We start from the raw sequence: 24059 nt of genomic DNA, 5'->3' as shown, positions 1-24059 counted from the left end.
AACCAAACTGACGTGGCACGCGCTGTCCCGGCAGCGTCCGAAACGGAGGTCGACCAACTGCTCGCCAGCCTCCAGCGACTGACCGGCATCGGCGTGTGGTCGTACGACGTGTCGAGCGACGAACTGTGGTGGAGCGACGAGGCAAAGCGGATACACGGGTTCGACGCGTCGGCGACGCCGACCGTCTCGGACGTCGTCGACCAGTACGCCGAGGCCGACCGCGACGGCGTGATGGGCCGCCTCGCCGACGCTATCGAACACGGCGAGTCCTTCTCTATCGACGTGCAGTACGCGAGCGAGCGAACGACCGAGCGGTCGATACGGCTGGCGTGCGAACCGCTGGTCGAAGACGGTCGGACGGTCACCCTCCACGGCGTCGTACAGGACGTGACCGACACGAAGCGACAGGAACAGCGCATCGAGATTCTCCGGCGGACGAGTCAGGAGCTACGGAACGCGAGTTCGAAGGCGGAGGTCGCGGAGATTCTGGCCGACGCGGCGAAGAACGTCCTCGGTCTCGTCAACACGACCGTCCGCTTGGTCGACGAGAACCGGAGCATGCTCCAGACTATCGAGGCGACCGAAGAGTGTCTGGAACGCGCCGGCGACCGCCCGAACTACTCGGTCAGCGAGGACACGCCGGCCGCGCGGACGTACCGGACGGGCGAACCGGTCATCCACGCGAACCACGAGCACACCGAAGACGACCACAGTCGGGGCTCGCTCCGGTCGGGGCTGTACGTCCCCATCGGGAGCCACGGGGTGCTCAGCGCCGGCGACGTGGTCGTCAACGCGTTCGAGGAACACGACCTCGAAGCCGCGAGCCTCCTCGGACAACTCGGAGCGGAGGCCATCACGCGCATCGGTTGGGTGAAACGGTCGCGGGCGATTTGACGCGCGAACGAACAGTCGCGACGGGACACCGAACGCGCTCGCATCGTTGAAACGCGACGACGGAGACGCGCCTCGATTCACTCACGCCCGGACTGGCCGCCTGAAACTTCTCGGCGTCCGCGTTCGTCGCGGTGCTGCGTTTGTTCCCGAAGAAATCGTGGAGAAACATGCCCGAATTAGTGGGGCTTGCTGGCCAGTTCAGTTGATTTACATTATGGCAACAGTTATCAACCATCATGATAATAGTCGATGTATGATCGAGAACGTGACCGGGCGACGGCTCAAGACGACCCAGGCCTCGTTGGAGATTCTCAGCCTCATTCTCGAACACGACGGTCTCACGCTCGCCGAGCTGGACTCCATGGTCGACAGTTCGAAGAGTTCTATCTGCAGCCACCTCAACACGCTCTTGGAGAGTCGGTATCTGGTCAAACGCGACGGCGTCTACCACGTCAGCTTCCGGGTGGCGTTGTTGGGCGAGCGTGCGAGACACCGGTACCCGAGCGACGAGGTCGTCGAACGCGTCGTCGACGAACTGGCCCGCGCGACCGGTCAAGAGGCGAACTTCACCGTCTTCGAACACGGCCGGCTGCTCATGTGCTACGGCTCGTCGACCGACGAGGGGCGGGACGCGAACGGCATCCGCTACCGGTCGGAGTATCACCTGCACAACACGGCCGCGGGGAAGGCCATCCTCGCGGAACTGGACCGCGACGAGGTCGAGTCGATTATCGACTACTGGGGGCTGCCGAGGGAGTCCGAGGGGACGATTACGAACTCCGACCAACTGTTCGACGCGCTGGACGAAATCGCCACCCAAAAGTACGCCGTCGTCGACGAGGAGTTCGCGCCGAACCTCATCGCCATCGGCGCGCCGGTCCACGACGGCGACGGGCGCATCGTCGGCGGACTCAGCGTCGGCGGGCCGAAGTATCAGGTTGACATGACGCGGCTCGAACGCGAGTTCGCCGACGAACTGCTGAGCGCGGTCGAGTCGTTAGAAGCGGAGCTCTCGTAGGCGGACACCCCCGTTTCGGGGACGTCGGACGCCAAAAGGACAGACGCGGGTTGGTTGTGCGTGTCTGGCTGACCGGCTGGCTGCGTTAGTCGTCTGTCCCGACTGCCATCGCGCGCTCGACGATGTCCGCGCCGTACATCTCTTCGAGCGCGTCGTGCTGGTCCGGACGGTGCTCGTACACGTCTTGGAACAGGGCGACCGGCGTCATCGCGGCCTGATACGTCGCCTCGTCCCACATGCGGTCCTTAGCGATGTCGACCTCAACGTCATCGATGACCAGCGTCGTCGCTTGTGTCATCGCAATCGCGCCCTTGCCGGCCTCCTTGGCCGCCTCGAACTCCTCCATGGAGTCGACGATGTCGTCCATGCTCGGGACGTAGGTGGTCAGGTCGAGGAGTTCCTCGTGGAGTTCCTCGCCGTCGCACTCCAGTTCCTCGCCGTCGACGCGGAGCACGTAGCTGTCGTCGCCGACCTGTTCGAGCGAGAGTTCGTCGCCGTCGTACACCTGACGGCCGTCCTCGTCGTCGAGTTCGATTTCGTCGTCGTCGAGTTCGAGGAGCCAACTGCCGGTCTTCGGCGGCAGGGGTGCCTCGTTGGCGGTGACGACCTGTCCGGGCGTGAGCGCCCAGATACCCGTCATCCCCATGGCGCGGTTCTCGACCATGCGCTCGCGGTAGCCCTCCACGTCGCGGATGTCGTCGTAGGGGCCGTCGACGGCGATGCAGTCGGCGGCGCTCGCGCCGCGAGAGGTGTTGTGCCGGAGTTCGGCCCACGCCGGAAGCTCGCCGGTCGGCGTCATGGCGCGCATGTCCTTCGTGTAGTCGACCTGCCCGTCGACGAGGAGGAACAGTCGTTCGAGGTTGTTGGACGGCTTGCCCTTCTCCGCGCGGAGGTCGCTCATCGCGAGTTCGGCCTCCCCGCTCTCGATGATGACCGACATCGACAGGCTTCCCTCGTCGAGGCCGTGTTCGTTCTCGATGATGGTGAGGAACTCGTCGGCTTTCTTCCAGTCGTCGAGGTCGCCGACCTCGGGGATGACGAAGCCGTCGATGTGTTCGACCGCCCCGTTCTCGGGGTCGGTGATTTCGAGCATCTGCTTGAAGCCCTCGTACCGGGTCGTGGGGTCGTCGCGGTGCCACACGACGCGGGGGTGAATCTCGCCGGGGAACTCCGCGCCGTGCTCGGAGACGACCTCGACGAGGTTCTGGACGCCCTCGTCGCGCATCGACGGTGCCGTGGCGTCTTCGTTGTCCGGAATCCACGTGTCGGGGGCCTGCATCCCCCGCAGTTGTGCCGCGCTCTGCAACATCTTCGCCGAGTTCTCGCCGCCGACCGCGGTCGGCGAGGTGAAGAACGTGCGTACGAACTCTCGCTCGTAGTTTCTGTCGCTACTCATGTCGACAGTCGAAACGTCTCTTGCGAAACATATTAAACATTTAGACTCGCCCAATCGGAACTCCCGATTCGACGCCCCGGCGGGGAACGGGCTTCCGCGACTCGTCCGACGACGCACCCGACAGGCGGCCCGTCGTTCGCGCTCCACATCAGACAATCATCATCTTACATTATGTAAATGGCTACAATGCTATGTGTTCACATTATACAGATATAGGGTGTTAACCCCGGTTTGATTACAGACATAGCTCTGTAAACCCGTCTTCGACACTGTCGTGAGAGCGACCGGCGTTCGGATTATGTAAATGGTTCTCGGCCCCTCGACGTTTGTTTGGGGCTCTCGGAACCCCGGACGTTCGCACGACAGTACCCGTTGTCAGACAGGGACGGATTCGGCAGGACAAACTGCGAAAGAAGGTTCAACGGGGCCTCGCAGATGAAAAAATTCGAGACGTCGGTTCGGGGGCTACTCCTGCGGGTCGGGGAGCCGTCGGTTCGCCAGCGCCATCGGATCGTCGTCGTCGGAATCGAACGGCCGAAGGACGACGCTGAACGCGGTGGACTCGACCGGGACCTGATACCGGTCGAGCGGCTCGGTCGGCGTTCCGCCGAGGCCGGTCACGCGGTGGTCGAGGTTGAACCCGACGGACCCGCGGTCCTCCAGTTCGTACTGGTGTTCGGCCGCCGCGAGATTCGCCCACTGTTCGAGGCTGACGTTGGCGTTCCCCTCGCCGAACGTTCCGAGGAGCGACACCTCACCGTCCGAGAGCGTCGCCCACCGCGTCTGTGCCTTGTTCCCGTTGTCGGTCGGGGGGAGATACGGGACGTACTGTTCGTCCACGGTTCCCTCGTAGCGGCCGATTGGAACACCCCACTTGCGGTCGGGATAGGTCTCCAGTTCGCCGCGTCCGTACCACTCGAAGTCGTCGAATCGCTCGGGGAGTTCGAGTTGGACGCCGGCTTTCGGAAGCCAGCCGTCTACCGTCTCGCGAAGCCCCTCGTTGGGACGGGCCTCGACATCGAGAGCTACGTCGCCGCTTCCGTAGATGCGGTAGCGGTAGCTGGTGGCGAAGCCCGGGCCGTTCGCATCCCCGACACTGTTGAACTCGTCGAGCGGCAACCACGCCACAGCGCCGTCGAGCGGTGTGTCCGCGGCGAGCGAACCGAGTTCGTCCTCGGCGAGCGCGCGGTCGTAGATTCGCACCTCGTCCAGCGCGGTACCGTCGGCGACGCTCGACCCGACCTGCGTCGGCGCGTCGACGTGCTGAAGCGTCCCCTCGTAGGACCCGGTTCCGAGTCGCTCCCCGTCGACGAACAGCGTCATCTCGCTGCCGTCCCAGACGCCCGCAACGTGGTGCCAGCCACCCGCCCAGTCGTCCGGCACCGGCCCGTCGGCGACGTGCCAGCCGTCGGCGTTGAACACGAACTCCAGATACCCGTCACGACCGCTCTCGCGGCGCTTGAGGAGATACTGCCGTCCGCCCTTCGAGACGTAGACCTGCGCCGCGCCACCCTCCTGCGGCTCGCCGGGGCGGACCCAGAACTCGATTGTGAGTCCCGCGTCGGTGACGTCGAGGCTCTCGGACCGCCCCAGCGAGAGCGAGCCGTCGTCGGTGAACTCGACGGCTTGCCCGGAGGCACCGGTGACGATTCCGGCCTCCCCCGTGAGTACGCCGTCGTTGTCGTGTTCGGAGCGGTCCGGGGTCGCCAGCCGACGCGCCGGCTCAGCGCCTTCGGCGAAGCCCTCGACTGCGACCTCGACGAGCGACTCGTCGCGGCGCTCGACGCCGACCGACTCGACGGAGTGCGTCAGTTCGTCGAGCCCCGCCTCGTACCACGAGAGCGCGGGGGCGCTCCCCCACTGTTGAATCTCGTTCATGACCGGGGCGCGCCACGAATTGAACAGCGGGCCGCGTTCGAGTAGGTCGGTTCCCTCGTACGCCATCGACGACAGCGTCCCCGCGTCGTCAGCAACGACGTACTCGAAGCCGTCACCGGAGACGGTGATATCGCCGCCTTCGTCGACCGAGAGCGGCCCCATCGAATCGAGTGACGCGGTCTCCGGTTCGGGCGCGTCGACGGGAACCGCTAACTGCTCGAACGCGATTTCGTGGCCGGCATCGGCGTACGTGGTGCTTTCCGCCAGCGTGAACCGCACCGTCAGTCGGTACTCGACGCCGGCCCCGGGATTGGACGGCGCTTCGACGGGAAGGCTGACGCGGCGGGTCTCTCCCGGGCTGATGTCGACACCGAAGTCACCGGAGCGGAGCGGTTCGCCGTCGGCGGTCAGTTCCCACCGCCCCTCGACGCCGTCGAGCGACGTGAAGTTGTACCGGTTCGAGATGTACACCTCTCCCGCCGCGACGTCGGCGTCGGCGACACCGACCGGCTGGTGGCAGTGTTTGAGTTGCCACAGCTCGGGCTGTGGGTCTCTGTCGGACCAGACCAATCCGTTGAGACAGAACGCCCCGTCGGGACCGTCGCTGTGGTAGAACTGGAACGCCTCGCCGTCCGCCGCGGTGTCGTTCAGGTCCTGGTTGACCCAGTCCCAGATGAACCCGCCGACGAGACTCTTGTCTCGCAGCAGGTCGGCGAAATCGTACGCGACGGTTGCGCCGTCCCTCAGTTCGCCATCGGCATCGCTCGTCTCGTCGGAGTTCACAGCGCGGTCGTAGATGCCGAGGCCGTCGACCGCGAGGGCGGCCTCGCCGCCGATTCGAATCGGCTCCTCCCCGGCGCGAAGGCCCGAGACGGTGTGACTCGACTCGCCCGCGAGCGCGCCGTCGACGTAGATTTCGAGCTCGGTGGAATCGGCGACGCCGACGACGGTCGTCCAGCCGTCGAGACCACTGTCGGGGACCGGAGCTGAGACCGTGCTCTCACCGCCTCCGACCGAGAACTGGATTTCGCCGTCCGAAACCGCCAGCGCGTACCTGCCGTCGTCGACGACGATGGGAACGTCGGCGTCCATTGCGGTCCCCTCGTCGACGGAAATCGTCGCGCCGACCGTGAACTCGCCGCCGTGTTCGAGTTCGGCGTCGCGTCGAATCTCGATCGCGTCGCCCGCGCCGAGTTCGATGGCTCCGTCGGTGTTGCCTCCCGGTGCGGCGTCCGGTCCGGGGACGACAGCCGGCGAACCGACGAGCACGCCGGGGTTCTCGGACCCCGTCCGGTCAGTCGCCTCCCGGACGGGCGGCTTTATGTACTCGTTCCACATCTCGTGTACGAGCCCCAGACTGTTGCCCATCGCGTGGTTGTACTCGCCCATCACTACGGGGCGGAGCCCGTCGCCGATGTACGACCCGTCACCGACCGACAGCAAGGTACCGATATCGGCGTACCGAGGCCCGAGCATGTCGCTGTACTCGACGTTCCAGCCGCCGCCGTTCGGCTGGTGATAGAGGATGCGGTCAGGGGCTACCCCCTCTACGTCCCCGTCGAACGACTCGACGGTCTCGACGCCGCTGACATCGGCGGTATCCTCGGGGATGAACTCGTCAGAGTCGGCCGCGAGCGACGCCATCTCGATGTGCTCGGCACCGGTCCCCGCCTCGTTGCCGGTCGACCAACTGAAGACCGAGGCGTGGTTGCGGTCTCGAAGCACCATTCGGCGGAACTGCGCGACCGCCTGGTCGTGGTAGACTTCGGTGTTGGCGAGCAGTCCCTGCCACCAGTGGGACTCGACGCAGACTTCGTCCTGCAGGTAGAGGCCGTACTCGTCCGCGAGTCGGTACAACGACGGGTCGTTCGGGTAGTGGGACGTCCGGACCGCGTTGATGTTGAACTGCCGCATCGTCTCGATGTCCTCCCGAACGCGCTCGATCGGGACCGTTCGCCCGAAGTCCGGGTCGGTCTCGTGGCGGTTCACGCCCTGAATATCGACCGACTCACCGTTGACCAGAACCTCGGCACCGTGTCGTCCGCGGGTCGTCTCGTAGGTCCGGAAACCGACCTTCTCCAGCATCGCCTCCGTTGGCGTGCCGCCCGCGGGTACGAGTTCCAACACGAGCTGGTAGAGGTTCGGCTGTTCGGCCGACCACTTCGCGGGGTTCGGTACGTCGGCATCGAGCGAGACCACCGCACCGTTTTCGTCCACGGTCGCGGTCGACGAGAGAGTCGTGACCTTACGCCCGCGGGGCGGCCGGCCGCCGGGACCCGCGTCGTCCGGCGGGCCGCGGCTCCGGGATGCCTCGTTCCCCTTTTCCTTCCCGCCGTTTCCGCCTGCCGCGTTCGCACCTTTTCCGCGCGGTGGTCCGCGGCCCGGTTTCGTGCGGGCGGTCTCGTAGAGGTGCGCGCGAACCACGTACTCCCCGGCCGGAGCATCGCCGTAGTTCGCTATCTCGGCGTCGATACGAAGTTCGCCGTCCTCGTAGTCGTCGTCGAGGTCGGTGCGCGCGTAGAAGTCCCTGAGGTGTACCGCCGGCGTCGCGAACAAGTAGACGCTCCGGAAGATGCCGGCGTACCGGAACATGTCGATGGTCTCCAGCGCCTCGCTGTCGGACCAGTGGTACACCTGAACCGTGACCTGGTGGTCTCCTCCGGCCTCGACGTGGTCGCTGACGTCGAACTCGGCGGGCGTCATCGACCCCGTCCGGAAGCCGACGTACTCGCCGTCGACCCACACGAAGAAGGCCTGCTTGACGCCTTCGAAGTGGAGGAACGTCTCACGCCCGTCCCACGTTTCTGGAACTGCGAACGACCGCCGGTACGTGCCGACGGGGTTGAGGCCGTCGTCGTCGACGCCCGGAACGTCGACGGTCCCGTCCTCGTTTGGAACCAAATCGCCGTCCTGATTCGGTTCGTAGGCTTCCCACGTGATGGCGTTGTTCGCGTAAATCCGCTCGCCGTACCCCTGCGTCTGCCAGACACCGGGGACGTCTATCGAGCCCCACTCGTCGCTCGCAAGGCCGTCGTACGAGTCGGGAACGTCGGCAGGCTTCCCGTGAAACGCGAACTGCCACTCCCCGTTGAGTAGTTGGACGTACTCCGACTCCGCGAATCGCGATTCGATTTCCGTAAACGGCTCGTCCGCCGTCCGAGCAGCGCGCACGGACTCGTAGGGAACGGCGCTCGTGACGTGAGTCGGCTCGACGTTCTCCGCGACTTTCTCGGGGTCTTCGAGGTACGCCGCGAGGTTCGAGATTCGACCCGGGGCGCTTGGCGCATTCGTCGCTGCCGCGGCACCGGACTGTGAACTAACCCCCACGGCTACTGCAGCCATTCCGGTCGCCTGCAAGAACTGCCGTCGCGTCGGTGTGAGCCGACTATCGGGTGACTGTTCGGTCCGTGTCTTCCGCCGATTTGAGTGTGTCATAATGCTTCGATTGCGCGGTCGGAGGTCCAGAGCAGTCGTCCACCGCGTTCCTGACGCGCAGTTGAGAAACTACGGTCATCGATTTGTAATTATATACAATTTACTTAATCCTAATGGCCCTCCACATAGAGCTAATAGAACCGAACAAGACAGTGTCGGGTTGCGGACTTCTTAACCACTCAATCTTCGAGTCAACACGTTACATGTCTGGCAGAGAACCTCCCCCCGTGTATTGATGGGGTACGCCGGAAGCGACTCTTGAATCCTTTCGGGTAGTCGTCGCTCACTCTCGGCTTTCGCCAAGATTACAACCCGTTCACCACACGACGCTCTGCGAGCGTGAACACGGGATTCGTCTTCTGTGTCCCGCGTCCGCGCGTCGCCTGTCGACGCGAGCGAAGAGCCCCCGTGATCGCGGTTTTTCAGCCCTGAGCGATACACCATTAGTCGGTAGCCATCTGAGAAAGACTCTACTTCTAATGGTAGTCGTTGGGGTACGACTCGCCGTTCTGCGTGTCGCTGTTGCAACGACGCGGCGTTTCTCAGGTAGTCCAGAACTTCGGAGGATGGATTATTTTTGCGTTTTTCTAGGCCTTTTCGTGGTTCGGACAGGCCACATCGGTATCGCATCAACTACCGACCTCGGTGAGACGCCGTCGAATGCTCGAAAACAGCCCAAAAATTGACCACTCGCAGAGTGTCGCCACTCACAACAGGCAGTCCGAGCTGGTGTAGAGCGCTAGTCAGGCGGGAGTAGTGCCGAGCAAACCAACTCGACACACTCACCAGCAGTCAATACCGGCGCATACTCCATCTCACCGCCGACACCAATCTTCAACAGGAAATCGGTAAGCCGCCAGATATTGTGCAACAGCACCGCAAACACGAAGTAGAATAATCTTACGCGGTAGTCCTTAGACGAGGTCTTCGCCAAGAAATCGTTCTTGATCGATTTGTATTCGTTCTCGATCTGCCACCGAGAACTGTACCGACGACACACGGCTTGAGCCTCGTCCGCGCTCACACGAAGATTCGTCGCGAACACCGCTGTTCCATCGCTCTTCGTCGAGGGCACGTAGAGAAACTGCATCGAGTGCGAGCCCTGCTCAACGTGGACAGAGGCCGATTCAACGGCGACTTCTTGCTCATCTTCATCCATCGTCTCTATGTTCTCGCGTTCGGCACTGTGAATCCGCTTCGGGATGAGATAGTTCACATCGAGGTTCGAGAGCGTCTGGTAGACAGCTTTCGAGTCAAACTCTCGATCACACAGCACCATCTCAATCGGTACGTGCTCCTGTGCCCGTCGAACGAGTCGTCGGACTACACGATGAACTCGGTTCGGCGGGTTCTCGTCCCACGACGAACTCTCACGGACAGGTTCGACAGCGAGAATCAGCGGGATGTTCCACCCGACAATCGAGAGCGTGGCGAATTTGAACGCTCTCCCCTCGCCGTCTTTTGTCCCGCTGACCATCGGCATTCCCTCTATGTTACCAAAGTAGCGAATGGTCGTGATATCAATTGCGACGGTGACAGGACGACGAAACGAAGACTCCGATTGAATCACCGAAAGCAACCGTTCTGTCGCCTGTTGAAATCCCTTGAGTAGGCTCTCTGGGTCGAATTGCTTGACGGCTCGGAGGTGGGTGTCTCCGTGAGGACCGTACTCTTTGCCTCGTCGGAACTTGAACCGGGCTGCACCCTGTGGAGTACCACAGCCGACCATCCCAATAAACGTCTGAAGCTCAAAGAATCGCGTGTCTTCATACGTCGCGTTCTGAGCTCTCTCAGAGTCGAACGGACCGAAGCCGTGCTCACGAGCGAGACGGGTTGTACGGTAGATTTCTTCGTCAGAAAATTCGGTAGCATCCTCAGCTGAGTCAGTAGTTTCTTCTGATGACTGCTTGACTTCCTCTAGTGGCCGGACTTCGGGAACTGAGAGGCCCTGATTGTGTATCTCCTTGACTAAGCAGTGTGCGCTGGCGGTGATATATCGACGAACATCGTCATCGAAGCGATTGCGCCACGTTCGAGAGATGACTGACTCGTTAGGAATTTGGCCGAGACCGAATACGTCGGCAAGCTCTGGATGGCGTGTGAGAGATCGGTAGCTGTCTCCGGTGACTTCTAGATAAACAAAGAGCTTGAGCATTCCGTGGAATGAGTACGGGGCGGGATGCCACTCTGGGTAGTCGTCTTCGAGCGTTTCGATCTGGAGCTTAAGAACGGTAAGTGCATCGCAGAACGCTGTCCCCTCACGGAGGTGTTTGCGGAGTTCGAGAGCAGCGACAAATGCGTCGGTTAGTCGGCGGCCACGCTGTTCCATCAGATAGTCTTGTCAGCGGATACTCAACAACGTTGATGACTTTTTCTCCTTGGTAGTGACTCGCCACATTCAAAATTGGAGTCAAACAACTCAGCTATCGAGACGCTGGAGCGTCAGGGACCGTCTGTAGATATTGGTCAGGATTTTCGTGGAAGCAATCGCCAACGACTACGGCATCGGCACCAGCGTCAAGAATTTCCTCGGTCTGTTGCTGACTCTTGGTACCTCCACCGTAGAGAAAAATTGTGTCGTCAAGATATTTTGCCGCTGCTTTCACGTCTTCGGGCCCCATTCTTTTTGGAGTACTTGATGTAGAATATCGAAAATCGATAGAAAGATTCAGTTGCTAGTGCGGCACCTGCTATCTGATCAGGTGTGTATAGTGTCTCAACACCAGACTCATCGGCTGCTTTTGAGTCGGGATTTTGAACGACGTACCCCTCACCCAGTATCTTATCCGAGATTTTGGCAATAGCATCGCGACCTCTAGACGCAATCAGGGCACTTACAAGTGGAAGCCCAGCACCGAATACTTCTTCGGCTTACTCCCGACCTCTGTGAAGAAATCCACGTGTTTTGCAACGAAGTTGTCGCGGTCTCCGTTGTAGACTGCTGGTACGGAAAGTACGTCTACAGTATCTATTCATTATCTGCGACAAGGTCGAGGAGACAGAAGCAAAGATGAGGACGGTATTTCATGGACGCTTCTATGAAGCAAACAAGCTCAAAGAAACTTTCGCCGATATTGAGTTCAGAGATGTTGAAATCATTGACGAAGATGGCCCAACTATCCTTCACGCCGTAGAATAGACACACCTGCTCTGTATCAAGCGTAGCAGTGTCTAAACTCTCTTTGAGCAGGTCTGAGAGTAGCATAGGAAACTAGCTCTTCGACCTGTTTATCGGTTAACTAGACGGTGCCCAAACTTATATTACATCTCAATTCAACTACAATTCATGGCACCATTCCCACAATCGCCGACTGGACTTGACCTTGTAGTTTCAGTGGTATTTTGGTTACTTATCTTGGTTGTGATCGTTTATATTATCAAAATTCTAATTTCGAAGTACGTCTCTTAGGTCAGCCGTTATCAAATTCAGTTAGTAATTTAATTATAAAAATTAGGTCTGTTGAGATCCTATTCACGTCTTGCGATGTGCGGATGAGCGAGTTCCCAGCAGAATCTGTGGAAACCCGAGGAGAGAGACACTCCACCAATGTAAACACTTCTAGATTATCAACAGATCAGAAATTAAAATTCATCGACTAGATTTCCCACAACAATAACTTCATTATGTGACAACAACTATGGATATATGGTCAACATGAAAAAGGACCTTCCCCGCCGAGAGATGATACGAAAGATTGGCATTTCTGCTGTCTCTCTATCTGCTATTAGCGGTACTGCAGCTGCGGAAAAGAGTGATTCTCAAACTCAGAATGGTACTTCAACCCCAGCCCCGACTAAGGGTGGAGAGCCAGATGATGGTCACGAAGTCACTCCACAGTTGGTTACTAACTGGACCTCGGAATGGAGCCCCTACGAGGTCAACGAAAGCGATACGTCTATTCTGAAAAGTAGGTGGAACGTGATCTCCCCCACTATCGCATCGTACCACCGATTTGACGCACTGGTTGAAGCATCAATGGCAGAACGCCCTGAGATGGTCAGTTCGAATATCGGAGCTGGCGCTGTAAAGAAAAATTGGGTATATACCGAAGATACAGCTCTTGGAGTACCTGCGTATCACTTCAAGGCGAAGATGTTAGTCGCTCAGCCAACGGGATCGGAACTGTATCTTGACTCACGGGTTAAAACCGAGAGAACGGGACAGGTCGAAGCGAGAACCGGATGTTACTTCGACCCCGCAACGAATCTCGCTGAATCATGGTCTAGGGCATACCTGACTGTAGAATAGGCTTAGAGCACCACCTGGTTTTTTGTTGTGACATCTTTGCGTGGAAAGCGTGACTGTGGTTGAAGCCGGAAGCGTAATTCCGATGACGCAATTAGTCGGGGGAATTAAGACCGAGATAGTTGAGAAGCACGTGCGAGATGGCCATATCGGGCCGACCAAACGCTTTACACAACGTCGAGGGAGACGGAAGCTCCTAAACCTCGATACCTCTCCGAATCCGAGGCATCTCGATAAGCTCGTCACAACGGGTAGTCGTATTCTTCTGCACCTTGAAACAAAACAGGACGATGTGCTGGTGGAGTGTGTACCGCCGTTTTGAGAGCTTCGAAGAATAGCGGGCAACAGCTCGCCGAGCCAAGTGAAACACTTGCTCTACAAATAGGAGTAACCGCGACTTCGGGAGGACCTGTATCTGGTCAGACTATTGGGCGGCACCAGCCTGATGGGTATGGAATGGTGCTATCGATGACGGACCCGGTCAAGATGTTCGACCGAATTCGGAGTGCCCGATCTATCAACGTGGTGTGCCAGCTATTCGACCAGACAACGTTCTCGACATGATCCACAAACTCCTCCGTTATCGTTCAAGTAGAGGAGGATTTTGTACTGGTAGCGTCTATTCTCCCCACAATGAATAAAGGGCTTAGCGTGATGGTGAGTTCCACGTAACTTGGCGAGACACATAGCGGTTAGAGACATCTATGAGAGCGGCTTCGACGAAGACGTCCGCGAGGCACTCCGTCGTCTGATAGCCGAACAGGCACAGGTGAGCGTTCCAGAGCGAATCCTCGTTGGTATCCACCACGACGCCGAGATTGGGAGCCCCGACTATAAGCTAATTCAGTCCAATACTGCAATACCGCCTAGTTGCCCTGCTGAATATACTCTCTCTTAATTAGCTAATTCATTCCCAAATACCATGGAAATAAGCCACGCAACACTTCCATCCTCCGAGGTTGTGACAGAAGCGTTTTGCAATCGAATACCGAGAGAGAGTGACCGTCACACCCGCGTTTCACGGTGAATTCCGCCGAACACCGAGAGTCTCACGTCCCGAAATGGCCGTCCACAGCAAGTCGGTACCGGTAAGCGAATTCGAGCGAGACGCGGGCTTCCGCATACACAATAGCTAACACACGACAGGTCGAAGGTCACAACTGATGTCTGAAAAGCCTGCTGAGACACTCGAGGTAGACGAGTTCACGCTCGGACTCGTCGGGCCCGAACAGGAGTGGGCGGGAACGGTCCGCGACGGCGGGACGGTCAAGACGCACACGCCCGCCGGCTGTTGGGGACCGATGATCACTCCGTCGTTCCGCGGCGGACACGAGGTCACGCGACCGATTCGAGTCGAAAACGCCGAACCGGGCGACGCGCTCGTCGTCCGAATCAAGGACGTCGAGGTGACGAGCGTCGCGACGAGCACCGGGAGCATGGCGGAGCGAGCGGACGCGTTTGGTGACGACCCGTTCGTCGACCACCGCTGTCCCGAGTGCGGGACGCCGTGGCCCGAGACCGTCGTCGAAGGGACGGGAGAGGAGTCGATTCGCTGTGCGGAGTGCGGCGCCAACGCGTCGTCGTTCGGGTTCGAGTACGGTTACACCGTCGTCTTCGACGACGACCGAACCGTCGGCATCACCGTCGGCGCGGACGGTGCTCACCAGTTAGCCGAGCGCGCCGACGAGGCGATGGCGCTCCCCGAGAACTCGCGGCAACACCCGATTTTGCTGTACGAACCCGACGAGATGCCCGGAGCGCTCGGGCGTCTCCGCCCGTTTATCGGCAACATCGGGACGACGCCGGCCGTCGAACTCCCCGACTCGCACAACGCGGGGGACTTCGGGCAGTTCCTCATCGGTGCCGAACACGACTGGGGACTCCCGGACGAAGCGGCGCTCGAAGCCCGGACCGACGGCCACCTCGACTCGAACGAGGTGCGGCCCGGGGCGGTGCTCATCTGCCCCGTTCGGGTCGACGGTGCCGGGCTGTACGTCGGCGACCTCCACGCAAATCAGGGTGACGGCGAACTCTCGCTCCACACGACGGACGTGAGCGGGCGGACCGAACTCGAAGTGGAGGTCATCAAGGGCCTCGACCTGCCGGGACCGTTGTTGCTCCCGAACGAAGAAGACCTCCCGCACATCGCGAAACCCTACACCGACGCCGAGCGTGCCGCCGGCACTGCGCTCGCAGACGAGTACGACGTCGGGACGCTCCACGACGCCCTGCCGCTCCAGGTCATCGGGTCGGGGGCGACCATCAACGAGGCGACGGAAAACGCGTTCGCGAGGGCGAGTTCGCTGTTCGGTATCAGCGAGGGAGAGGTCCGCTCTCGGTGCACGTTCACCGGCGGCGTCGAAATCGCTCGCCTGCCGGGGGTCGTCCAGTTGTCGATGTTGGTCCCGGTCGAACTCCTCGACGAGGTCGGCCTCGCGGAGACCGTCCGCGAGCAGTACGGGGCGTAGTCAGCCGCCCCGCATCGCCGGGAACAGTTTCACCGTCTCTCCGTCCGGTACCGCGTCGTCCAACGAGACGGGACGGTCTCCGATCATCACCCGGACGCTCGGACGGACGTCGCCTTCGTCGTCGCAGAGATGCGTTTCCGCGTTGGGATAGCGGGCGACGAACGCGTCGAGCAGGTCGCGAACCGTCTCGCCGCTCGGGGCCACGTCGGCCGTCTTTCCGCCTGCTGCGGACCGAAGCGGCCCGAAAACGGTTATCTGCATACGGATTGCAGGGAGTCAACGCACAAATTACTACGGGTCCAGATACGTGGACTGAACTGGCCGTCCGACTACTCCCAGAATCCGATAATTGCCCATCGAACGCGGTTGTGGGCGTTCTGAGTGCGACTCGACGGCCTTCGTGTTCCGCATACGAGTGTTGAACCACCGGAATCGGGTCGCGTGATTGGAGCGAAGTGACGTGGAGTGGCCGACTACAGGGACGCGCAACGTAGTCGCTGTCGTAGTGACGGCGGGCCACGGCGTCCGTCAGAGTCTCACGTTGTTTTTGGACGTTTTTACTACGTATAAATGGTAGATTAATCGGTCAGCAGACGTGAGTTACGTCGGCGATTTCGCATCGATGGCACGGCTGCGACGAGAGGTTCGGGGAGGCAAATCGCGGGTCAGACACCCGTGCCGTCTACAGGACGCGACCGTTTTCGCGAGGCGTGGACAGCTATTCGAAGAGCCCGCATACCTGCGGTGAGTTTCGCGGACGCGCGAGGGGAGGGCGAACGCCCCGCCGAGCGTCGACGGGGCGCGTCGCGTACCGGTGTGCAGACCAGACAGGGCGTCCGTCGCCCCGACGACTCGCGGAGAACGCGTCTCTCCGGACGGCACGTACGCGTTCGCGTGTAATTCAGGGAACCGACTTCGTCACGCGCGCAAAAAATACTGTAAAGATTATAAATAAATTTAGAATAAACTTCTAGAATATAACCGTTGTGGAGAGAGTATATGTCATCTCAACCCATATTATCATGGTAACGCATAGCACCCATGAGTCAGCCCGAACCACACTACAGAGAGGTATCTTTCGGTACCCATACGGCCGCTCACTCGGCCGTACGGGAGGAGGCGACGCCCGCCACCCCACGAGTGTCTGTCATCATTCCGACGTACAACGAAGCGGAGAACATCCTGCAGGCGATCGACCGCTGTCTCGACGCCCTCGCCGACCACCCCTCCGAGATCATCGTCGTCGACGACGACTCCCCGGACGGGACGTGGCGACTCGTCGAACGGCGGTACGACGCGACTGACCACGTTCGCGTCCTCCGGCGCGAGGGAGCGCGCGGGCTGGCAACCGCTGTCGCCTACGGATTCGCTCACGCCACCGCCGACTGCTGTGCGGTCATCGACGCGGACTTACAGCACCCGCCCGAGTTGCTGCCCGTCCTCGTCGACACGGTCGCCAACGACGTTGACATCGCCATCGCCAGTCGGTACGTCTCCCGCGGCGGCGTCGCCGCCTGGCCGTGGCACCGCCGGGTCGTCAGTTACGGCGCGACGGTTCTCGCTCGGCTCTGTATCCCGTCGGCGAGAGGCGTCGCAGACCCGCTCAGCGGCTACTTCGTCGTCCGCCGCGACCTGCTCCGGGAGGCGACGCTCAGCCCGACCGGGTACAAGATCCTCTTAGAACTGCTCACGCGCTGTGACGGGGCGCAGGTCCGGGAGGTCCCGTACGTCTTCGTGGACCGGCGAAACGGCGACTCGAAGCTCTCGTCTCGGGAGTACCTCGAATATCTGCTGCACCTCGCGAAGCTTTCGTACCACAGTCACCGGCGGGTTCGCGCATGACCGACTTTCCACCCGTCCCGTTCGGTGACGACCGCGGCGCGTCGCGCGCGGCACCCCCCGCCCAACCCGCTACCGCGACCGCCACCGATATGCGCGTTGCGCTCTGTCCGCACCTCTCGCTCGAACACTACCGCGGCGGCGAGAAGTGGACCGCCGCCCTCGCGAACCGACTCGTCGCCGACGGCGTGAACGTCGCCGTCCACGCGCTCCCGTACGCGCCCGGGAACACGCGCCGCGTCGCCGTCAGAGACGTTCTCGACGCGGCCGTCCCGTACCGCGAGGCGTGGCGACACGACCTCTCGGCGTACGATACCGCGTACGTGTTCTACGCGCCGCTTTCCGAACTGTTCTTCACCGGAGCGAGTCGGACCATCGCCGGCATTCACTCGTGGGTCTACGTCTCGCCGCGGCTGTTCGAATCGCACTACGGACCGGTTCCGACGGTCGTGAAGGCGCTCTACCGAACCATCGGTGCGACCGACATCAGACGGTACACCGCCGTCCACACCGTGACGCCCGCGTTCAGGTCGCCGCACCCGAACACGGTGTACATCCCCAACTTCGTCGACACAGACCGCTTCTATCCCGGGCGGGTCCCGCTCGACGACGAGTTCACCGTGCTCGTTACCGCCGCGCGCATCCGCGAGAAGGGATGGGACACGGTGCGAGCGGTCGCCCGTCGCCTCCCGCCGAACGTTCGGTTACTGGCGACCGGAACGGGGAGTGACCCGCACGTCACGGACCTCGGGTTCCTTACGGAAGACGAACTCGCGGACGCGTACGCCCGAGCGCACGTCGTCCTCCACGCGGCCCGCGTCGACACCGACAGCATGGTGATAAACGAGGCGTGCGCCTCCGGAACGCCGGTCGTCACCACGTCGCTGCCGACCCACGACGTCGAAAACGAGGCGGTTCTCCACCGGGACACGCCGGACGAGATACTCGGCGCGATAGCGATGCTGTACGACGAGTGGGAACGCGGCGACGGCTACGACGAGCGGTGTCGCGTCTCGCGCCGCGAGGGCGAGACGCACGGGTTCGACGTCGTCTACCCGCAACTCAAGCGGTTACTGCTCGGGCAGACGGTCCCGGCGTCTCGCCCGGAGGTCGTCGGATGAGCGGCGACCAATCGGTCGCCGACCGACTCCGTTCGCTCCCGCTCACCGGGCGTAACAGGCGGTTCGTCCAGTACCTCATCGTCGGCCTCGTCGGTATCAGTATCAACGAGGGGTTACTGTTCCTCGTGAGCGGCATCGGCGGCCTCTCGTACGTGATCGGGGGCACGGTCGGTCGGGTAGTGAGCACGTTCGTCAACTTCGTCATCAACGACCGCTGGACGTGGCGGTCCTACGGGGGCATCGGACACCGGCCGTGGGCGTGGCGGGCGACGAAGTACGGGATGACGCGGCTCGTCGGTATCGCCATCGGCGTCGTCGCGCTCGTCGCGTTCGTCGAACTCCTCGGACTGCACTACCTCGTGGCCAACGTCGCCGCTATCGGCGTCGGCGCGCTCTGGGGCTTCACCGCCAGCGACCGATTCGTCTGGCAGGCGAGTCGAGAGGGCGCGGTCGCGGGCGACCTCGATTGGCCCGCGGTGCAGGAGCGACTGGCGAAGGTCGACAGACCGACGTGGTCCGTCGTGGCCGTCTCGGCCGGGGTGTTCGTCGTGTTCAGCCTCCTCACGGTCCAACTCTACCGGGGTTACTGGACGACGGGGTCCGACTTCGGCTCGTACGTCCACATGCTCTCGACGACCCTCGATGGACAGGGATTTCTCATCCACGGGAAGTACCGCGTGAGTCACCCGGAGGGCTCCTACTGGGGTGCGCACTTCTCGTTGACGCTCCTGTTATTCCTCCCGCTTTTCGCGGTCGTTCGGTCGCCGATGACGCTCCTCGTCGCGAAGTCGTTCCTCCTCGCGTCCAGCGTGCTGGCCCTCTGGTTCGTCGCCCGAACGCACATCCGGAGCGACCGCCTCGCCGGGGCGGTCGTCCTCTCGTACGCGCTCAACCCGTTCCTCTGGTCGGCGTGGCTGTTCGACTTCCAGGAGCAGTCGCTGCTCCCGGTTCTCATCTTCGGCGCGTACTACGCGTACGCCCGCCGCCGATACGTCGCGTTCTTGGGCCTTCTCGCGCTCGTACTCCTCACGAACGAGTTCGTCATCTTCATCGTCATCGGCGCGCTCTCCGGCCTCGTCGTCGCGGCGTACCGCGGCGGCCGACTCGACGACGAGCGCTGGGTGCTCCTCGCCGGCTTCCTGTTCGTCCTGTTCGCGCAGGTGCTCTCCGGGGCGGTCATGGACCGATTCAGCCTCTACGGCGGTATCCCGATGGCGTCCATCGCCGGCCCGCTCAAGCCGTACGTCGGTCCGCGGGTGGGCGTCGGCGAGCTACTCGCGCTCGGCGTGCGCGACCCGACGCTCATCGTCAGCGCGCTCGGCGTGAACCTCTCCGACAAGCTGCTCTACTTCGTCGTCTTTCTCGTCCCCGTCGTCTTCCTCTCGCTGAACGACGAGGTGTCGGTCGGTGCGCTCGCCCCGTACCTCCTGTTTTCGTGGTTCTTCGCGGGGCGGTCGATTTACTACATGTTCGGCGCGCACTACCCGCTTTACCTCCTCCCGTTTCTCTACGTCGGAGCCGTCCGCGTCGTGGGCCGGAGCGCGATTTCGATACCGTCTCAGGAGCTCCTGTTTCGGTTGCTGGCGACCGTCATCGCCATCAACATCGTCACGGGAGCCGTCGTCGGGTTCGACCTGAACGTCGTCCCGGTACCGACGCAGAACGAACACACTGAGACGCTCGAACGCGCCATCGACGGCATTCCGGCCGACGCGTCGTTGCTCACGCAGAACGATATCTACCCCCACGTCGCGATGCGGCCGAACGCGACCTACGTCGTTCGACCCGATATGTTCCACCAGTACCAACTGGAGTACGGGGCTATCACGCCGGAGTACGTCCTCTACGATACCCGCCTCACCGGCCGGCCGTACGACTGGTCGCGGGCCGTTCAAGCGGCGTTCGGCGACCGCCTCGGAACCGAGTACGGTCTCTATCAGTACCAAGACGGCATCTACGTCTACAAACGGGGCTACAGCGGGCGGATTGCTCTCATCGACGACGACTACGAGTTCGACGAGCGGTTCGACGCCGGCGAGTTCGAACTCAGTCAGGAGAACGCGCGAGTCGTCGGTGACGACATCGTCGGCAGCGGGGCGGGCGAGGGCAACCTCTGGTTCGGTCCCTATATCGAACTCCCGCCGGGGAACTACACCGCGACCTACCGCGTGAACGTCGAGAGCACCGGCGACGACCCCGTGTTGCGACTGAACGTCGGCGCGGGCCACAACAGCCGGGTCGTCGCCGAGCGGACCGTCGGCGCGACCGACGGTTGGGAGAACGTGACGCTCGCGTTCACGCTCGACCGACCCACGACGGGCGTCGAGTTCCGCGGGGCACAGGCGGGCGGCAACGGGACGGTTCGGTTCGACGCCGTCCGCGTCGTGCTCCAGTCGACCGACTACGAAACCGGCGGCCCGGGGAACGGAACGACCGCAGCGGGAAGCGCGGTGCCTCCCGAGCTGTGGATGGAACTGAACTCGGTCCCGGCCGAGGACGACCCGTCCGTCGACGCGAACGAAAGCGACGCCGACGTGAACGCGAACGAAAGCGACGCCGAAACTGACGATACCGGTCCCGCCGAGACAGGCGGGTCCGGCGTGGCTCGACTGGCGGCGTTTCCCGCGGGGCTGACCACCGGTCCGCCACCTGCGTCCCCCGCTCGCCCGTCACGAATCGACAGCGACCGCGCACCGTCCGCCGAGGTATCCGACGAATGAAAACGCTACTCATCACCGTCGACGCGTGGCGCGCCAGCCACGCGTCGTTCATGCCGAACAGCACAGCGTCACGAACGCCGGCCCTGGAGTCGCTCGCCGAGCGCGGCGCGGTCTTCACGCAGGCCGTCAGCCACGGCCCGGCGACGCCGTACGCGTTTCCGGCGCTGTTGACATCGACGTATCCGCTCGATTTCGGGGGGTACGAGCGGATTCGAGAGGACCGGACGCTCCTGAGCGAACGGCTCGCCGACGCCGGATACACCTGTACCGGGATTCACGCGAACCCGTGGCTCGGCGAGAGATACGGCTACGCGCGCGGCTACGAGAGCTACCGCGATGTCGGGGCGTTCAGTTCCCCGACGCTCGATAGCGGCCGGGAGTTCCTTATCAACCGATTCGGCCTCGACCACCCGGTGTACCGGGCGGCACAGTACCTGTTCCGGTTCGGCAGTGCCCCGCTGTACCGCCTTCGCGGCGGGGCCGACGAGGTGTCGCTGGCGCGGCGAGCGCTCGCCGATGCGCCGGCGGACAGTTTCGTCTGGGTCCACCTCCTCGACCCGCACGCTCCCTACACGCCGCCGAAGCGACACCGCGAGGCCGTCGGCGTCCGGTTGGGTCGGTCGTCGGCAACCCAGTTGACGACGCGGGCGCAACACGCCCCGGACAGCCTCAGCGAACGGGAACGCGAGTTGGTTCGCAAACTCTACGACGCCTCGGTCCGGCACGCGGACGAGCGCGTCGGAGCGCTCCTCTCGGAGGTCGGCGACGACGCGCTCGTCGTCGTCACGGCCGACCACGGCGAGGCGCTCTTCGAGCACGGACAGGTCGGTCACGAACCCGCGCTGTACGACGAGTTGGTTCACGTCCCGCTTTTGATTCGCCCGCCCGCGAGCGGAATCGCCGGCCCGCTCGTCGTCGACACGCAGGTCAGACACGTCGACATCGCGCCCACCGTCCTCGATTACGCCGGCGTCGACGCCCCGTCGTCGTTCAGGGGGCGGTCGCTCCGGCCCGCAATCGAGGGGAGGGCGATTCCGGAACGACCGGCCGTGACGGAAGTCGCGTCGACCCGGCAGACGCCCGGTCGCATCGACGAGTCCGCGTTACAGATCGGCGTCAGACTGCCCACGCACAAACTCATTTCGCGGGGAGACGAACTGTACGGGTTCGACCTGCAGGCCGACGCGGGTGAACTCGCCCCGATTCCGAACCCCGAGGGTGCCGACTGGCGGCCGCTGCACCGTCAGCTACGCGAGCGCCGCGACGCCATCGACTTCACCGGGACGGTCGCCGCCGAGCGCGACGCGGCCGTCGAGGAGCGACTCCGCGAACTCGGCTATCTCGACTGACCCGCTCTGTGTCCCGTGGGGTCGCCCGGCGAGCGCGTGGCTCGGCCCGCGTTCGCCCCCATCTCGTGCGAAGACGACGGCCACTCACGGGACCCCACATATTGTGACAATCAACTACCAAACTCATTATTAATAGTAAATTTATGTTGTATATATACCATATGATACTCGAACTGAGTCGTTCTACAGAGTCTGACCAGACGACGTCAGTCGCGGATATCGAGCGTCGAGATTTGACCGAGATACGAGGCGGAACGTCGGCGGCGGGGACGGCATCATTGGCCGGTTGTGCGGGCGAGGCGGTGACGGTGTTCGCCGAGCCCGCACACCCGTACGCGCGGGCGCTTCTGTCGGGCATCCTCAGTCCAGACCCGTCGGCGTCGGCGGCGGAGAGACAGAAGCGCTGTCCGCTGTCCGAGGCTTTTTCTCGCCGCGTAATGCACAGTCGTCATGGACGCAGACCCCCGCGAAGCAGTCGCAGTCGCCGCCGCGGAAGTGGGAGCAGAGCACGCGTCGGCGCGGTTCAGGACCGAACTTGACATCGAACAGAAGGACGACGAAATCGACCTCGTGACCGAGGTCGACCGCGAGACGCAACGGCGGGTCATCGCGGAGATTCGAGAGCGGTTCCCCGACGACGCGGTCGTCGGCGAGGAGGAAGACGAACTGAAGACCGTCCCCGAGTCGGGCTACGCGTGGATTATCGACCCGATAGACGGGACGCAAAACTACACGCGGGGGGCCCGCGAGTGGGTGACGAGCGTCGCCGTCGTCGAAGACCAGACGCCGATTGCGGCGGTGAACGTCTCCCCCGAGACGGGCGACACGTACGTCGCCACGGAGGCGCGAGTCGAGCGGAACGGACGGCCCATCTCGGTCAACGACGAACCGAACACCAGCGCCTTTCTCGTCTCCTCGACGCTTCGGTACCGGGAGGGTGACAGACCGGGAATCGAACGGCTTTCGGGGGACGTCTTCGGGACGTTCGGGGAGATGCGGAAGCTCGGAACGACGCAGCTAACGCTTTCGAGACTCGCCGACGGCTCGATAGACGCCGTCATCGGACTCGACGAGCATCCGAACGCGTGGGACACCGTCGCCGGAGCCTACCTCGTCGAGCGCGCGGGCGGGATAGTAACCGACATTCACGGGAACGGGTGGGGACCGGGGCAGCCCGGCCTCGTCGCGTCCAACGGGCGCGCACACGACGAGGTACTCGACGCGGCGCAGGCGGCGTTCGAGGCGACGCGATAGCGGCGTCAACGCTCCGGCGTCTACGACAACCGCCCGTGGCGGCGTGACCGTGACCAACCGAATTACACAGTTACGCCTGTAATGGGGCGGGAGAGCGAGCGGGCCGAGGACGACAGCGGCGGCAAGAGAGCGACGACAGCAGCGGGACGATGCCGGCCGACCGTGGCGACACCTCAGTTCCGTTATGAATCGGTGCGAAGGGGACGCGCGGTGAATCGACGACGAACGAACACCACGGCGACGGCGCGTCAGCGGACTGGACGGGGGACGAGTCGGGGGGAGTCTCCGGTCGCAGAGGTTACTTAAACGTTCACGCGTCCGAAAATCTAGTCGAAAGCGGTCGTTTCGGGCGCTCGTTCGCCCCTGAAACCCGATTTCGCGCGACTCGGGACAGGCGGCGTTCCTCGCTTCCGAATACGTATATACAGACGAGCCGAGACG

14 protein-coding genes and 2 pseudogenes are annotated in these 24059 nt (G+C 62.4%); 10 read left to right on the top strand and 6 right to left on the bottom strand.

What is annotated here, in order from left to right:
* Positions 1–12: 12 nt before the first annotated feature.
* Together NDI65_RS10605 and NDI65_RS10600 are read left to right on the top strand one after the other, a co-directional pair.
* Positions 13–894, top strand: coding sequence for a GAF domain-containing protein (locus tag NDI65_RS10605; RefSeq protein WP_042665293.1), 882 nt, complete (start codon positions 13–15; stop codon positions 892–894).
* Positions 895–1147: 253 nt separating this feature from the next.
* Positions 1148–1912: an IclR family transcriptional regulator gene (locus NDI65_RS10600; protein ID WP_089780694.1), complete on the top strand. Its 765-nt coding sequence runs from the start codon at positions 1148–1150 to the stop codon at positions 1910–1912.
* Positions 1913–1997: 85 nt separating this feature from the next.
* Here the strand turns inward: NDI65_RS10600 and aceB are convergent, their stop codons facing one another.
* The 4 genes and pseudogenes from aceB to NDI65_RS22220 all read right to left on the bottom strand — a co-directional run.
* On the bottom strand, positions 1998–3308 hold the full coding sequence (gene aceB, locus NDI65_RS10595; RefSeq protein ID WP_089780692.1) for a malate synthase AceB: 1311 nt from the start codon (positions 3306–3308) through the stop codon (positions 1998–2000).
* Positions 3309–3773: 465 nt separating this feature from the next.
* A complete protein-coding gene (locus tag NDI65_RS10590) occupies positions 3774–8621 on the bottom strand; it encodes a glycoside hydrolase family 2 TIM barrel-domain containing protein (protein WP_139043138.1) in 4848 nt (1615 codons plus the stop codon).
* A gap of 739 nt (positions 8622–9360) precedes the next feature.
* The gene (locus NDI65_RS10585) at positions 9361–10950 is read right to left on the bottom strand and encodes a transposase (protein WP_089781026.1); all 1590 of its coding nucleotides are present in this window, start codon (positions 10948–10950) and stop codon (positions 9361–9363) included.
* Positions 10951–11044: 94 nt separating this feature from the next.
* Positions 11045–11593 (bottom strand): annotated as a pseudogene (locus NDI65_RS22220) (geranylgeranylglyceryl/heptaprenylglyceryl phosphate synthase); the annotation flags it as partial.
* Between the two features lie 674 nt (positions 11594–12267).
* Between NDI65_RS22220 and NDI65_RS10575 the strand changes: the two are divergent.
* Entirely contained in the window at positions 12268–12870 is a 603-nt protein-coding gene (locus NDI65_RS10575) for a hypothetical protein (protein WP_310893601.1), read from the top strand.
* Between the two features lie 121 nt (positions 12871–12991).
* Here the strand turns inward: NDI65_RS10575 and NDI65_RS10570 are convergent.
* Positions 12992–13282: pseudogene (locus NDI65_RS10570) on the bottom strand (IS5/IS1182 family transposase); the annotation flags it as partial.
* Between the two features lie 258 nt (positions 13283–13540).
* Between NDI65_RS10570 and NDI65_RS10565 the strand changes: the two are divergent.
* Positions 13541–13765, top strand: coding sequence for a hypothetical protein (locus tag NDI65_RS10565; RefSeq protein WP_139043140.1), 225 nt, complete (start codon positions 13541–13543; stop codon positions 13763–13765).
* Between the two features lie 265 nt (positions 13766–14030).
* The gene (locus NDI65_RS10560) at positions 14031–15335 is read left to right on the top strand and encodes an acetamidase/formamidase family protein (protein WP_089780354.1); all 1305 of its coding nucleotides are present in this window, start codon (positions 14031–14033) and stop codon (positions 15333–15335) included.
* Here NDI65_RS10560 and NDI65_RS10555 read toward each other — a convergent pair whose 3' ends face one another.
* A complete protein-coding gene (locus NDI65_RS10555; RefSeq protein WP_042662773.1) occupies positions 15336–15596 on the bottom strand; it encodes a ubiquitin-like small modifier protein 1 in 261 nt (86 codons plus the stop codon).
* 879 nt (positions 15597–16475) lie between these two features.
* Between NDI65_RS10555 and NDI65_RS10550 the strand changes: the two genes are divergently transcribed.
* The 5 genes from NDI65_RS10550 to NDI65_RS10530 all read left to right on the top strand — a co-directional run bounded on the left by NDI65_RS10550 (position 16476) and on the right by NDI65_RS10530 (position 23618).
* Positions 16476–17177 carry a polyprenol monophosphomannose synthase gene (locus NDI65_RS10550; RefSeq protein WP_089780356.1) on the top strand — a complete coding sequence of 234 codons (702 nt, stop codon included), beginning with the start codon at positions 16476–16478 and terminating at the stop codon, positions 17175–17177.
* Complete coding sequence (locus NDI65_RS10545) at positions 17174–18295, top strand: glycosyltransferase (protein WP_193310963.1); 1122 nt, start codon at positions 17174–17176, stop codon at positions 18293–18295. The genes NDI65_RS10550 and NDI65_RS10545 overlap by 4 nt, the downstream gene beginning before the upstream one ends.
* Entirely contained in the window at positions 18292–21015 is a 2724-nt protein-coding gene (locus NDI65_RS10540; protein ID WP_089780358.1) for a GtrA family protein, read from the top strand. The genes NDI65_RS10545 and NDI65_RS10540 overlap by 4 nt, the downstream gene beginning before the upstream one ends.
* Positions 21012–22364 (top strand): sulfatase, encoded by a 1353-nt coding sequence (locus tag NDI65_RS10535; RefSeq protein WP_042662776.1) that lies wholly within the window; start codon positions 21012–21014, stop codon positions 22362–22364. Before NDI65_RS10540 ends, NDI65_RS10535 begins: the two co-directional genes overlap by 4 nt.
* Before the next feature lie 450 nt (positions 22365–22814).
* The gene (locus NDI65_RS10530) at positions 22815–23618 is read left to right on the top strand and encodes an inositol monophosphatase (protein ID WP_089780360.1); all 804 of its coding nucleotides are present in this window, start codon (positions 22815–22817) and stop codon (positions 23616–23618) included.
* The last annotated feature ends 441 nt before the right edge of the window (positions 23619–24059 follow it).

This window comes from Haloferax sp. S2CR25 (genome assembly GCF_031624535.1).
GTDB lineage: Archaea > Halobacteriota > Halobacteria > Halobacteriales > Haloferacaceae > Haloferax > Haloferax massiliensis.
Note: the sequence above shows the minus strand (reverse complement) of the source record. Positions and strands in the feature narration are given on the sequence as shown.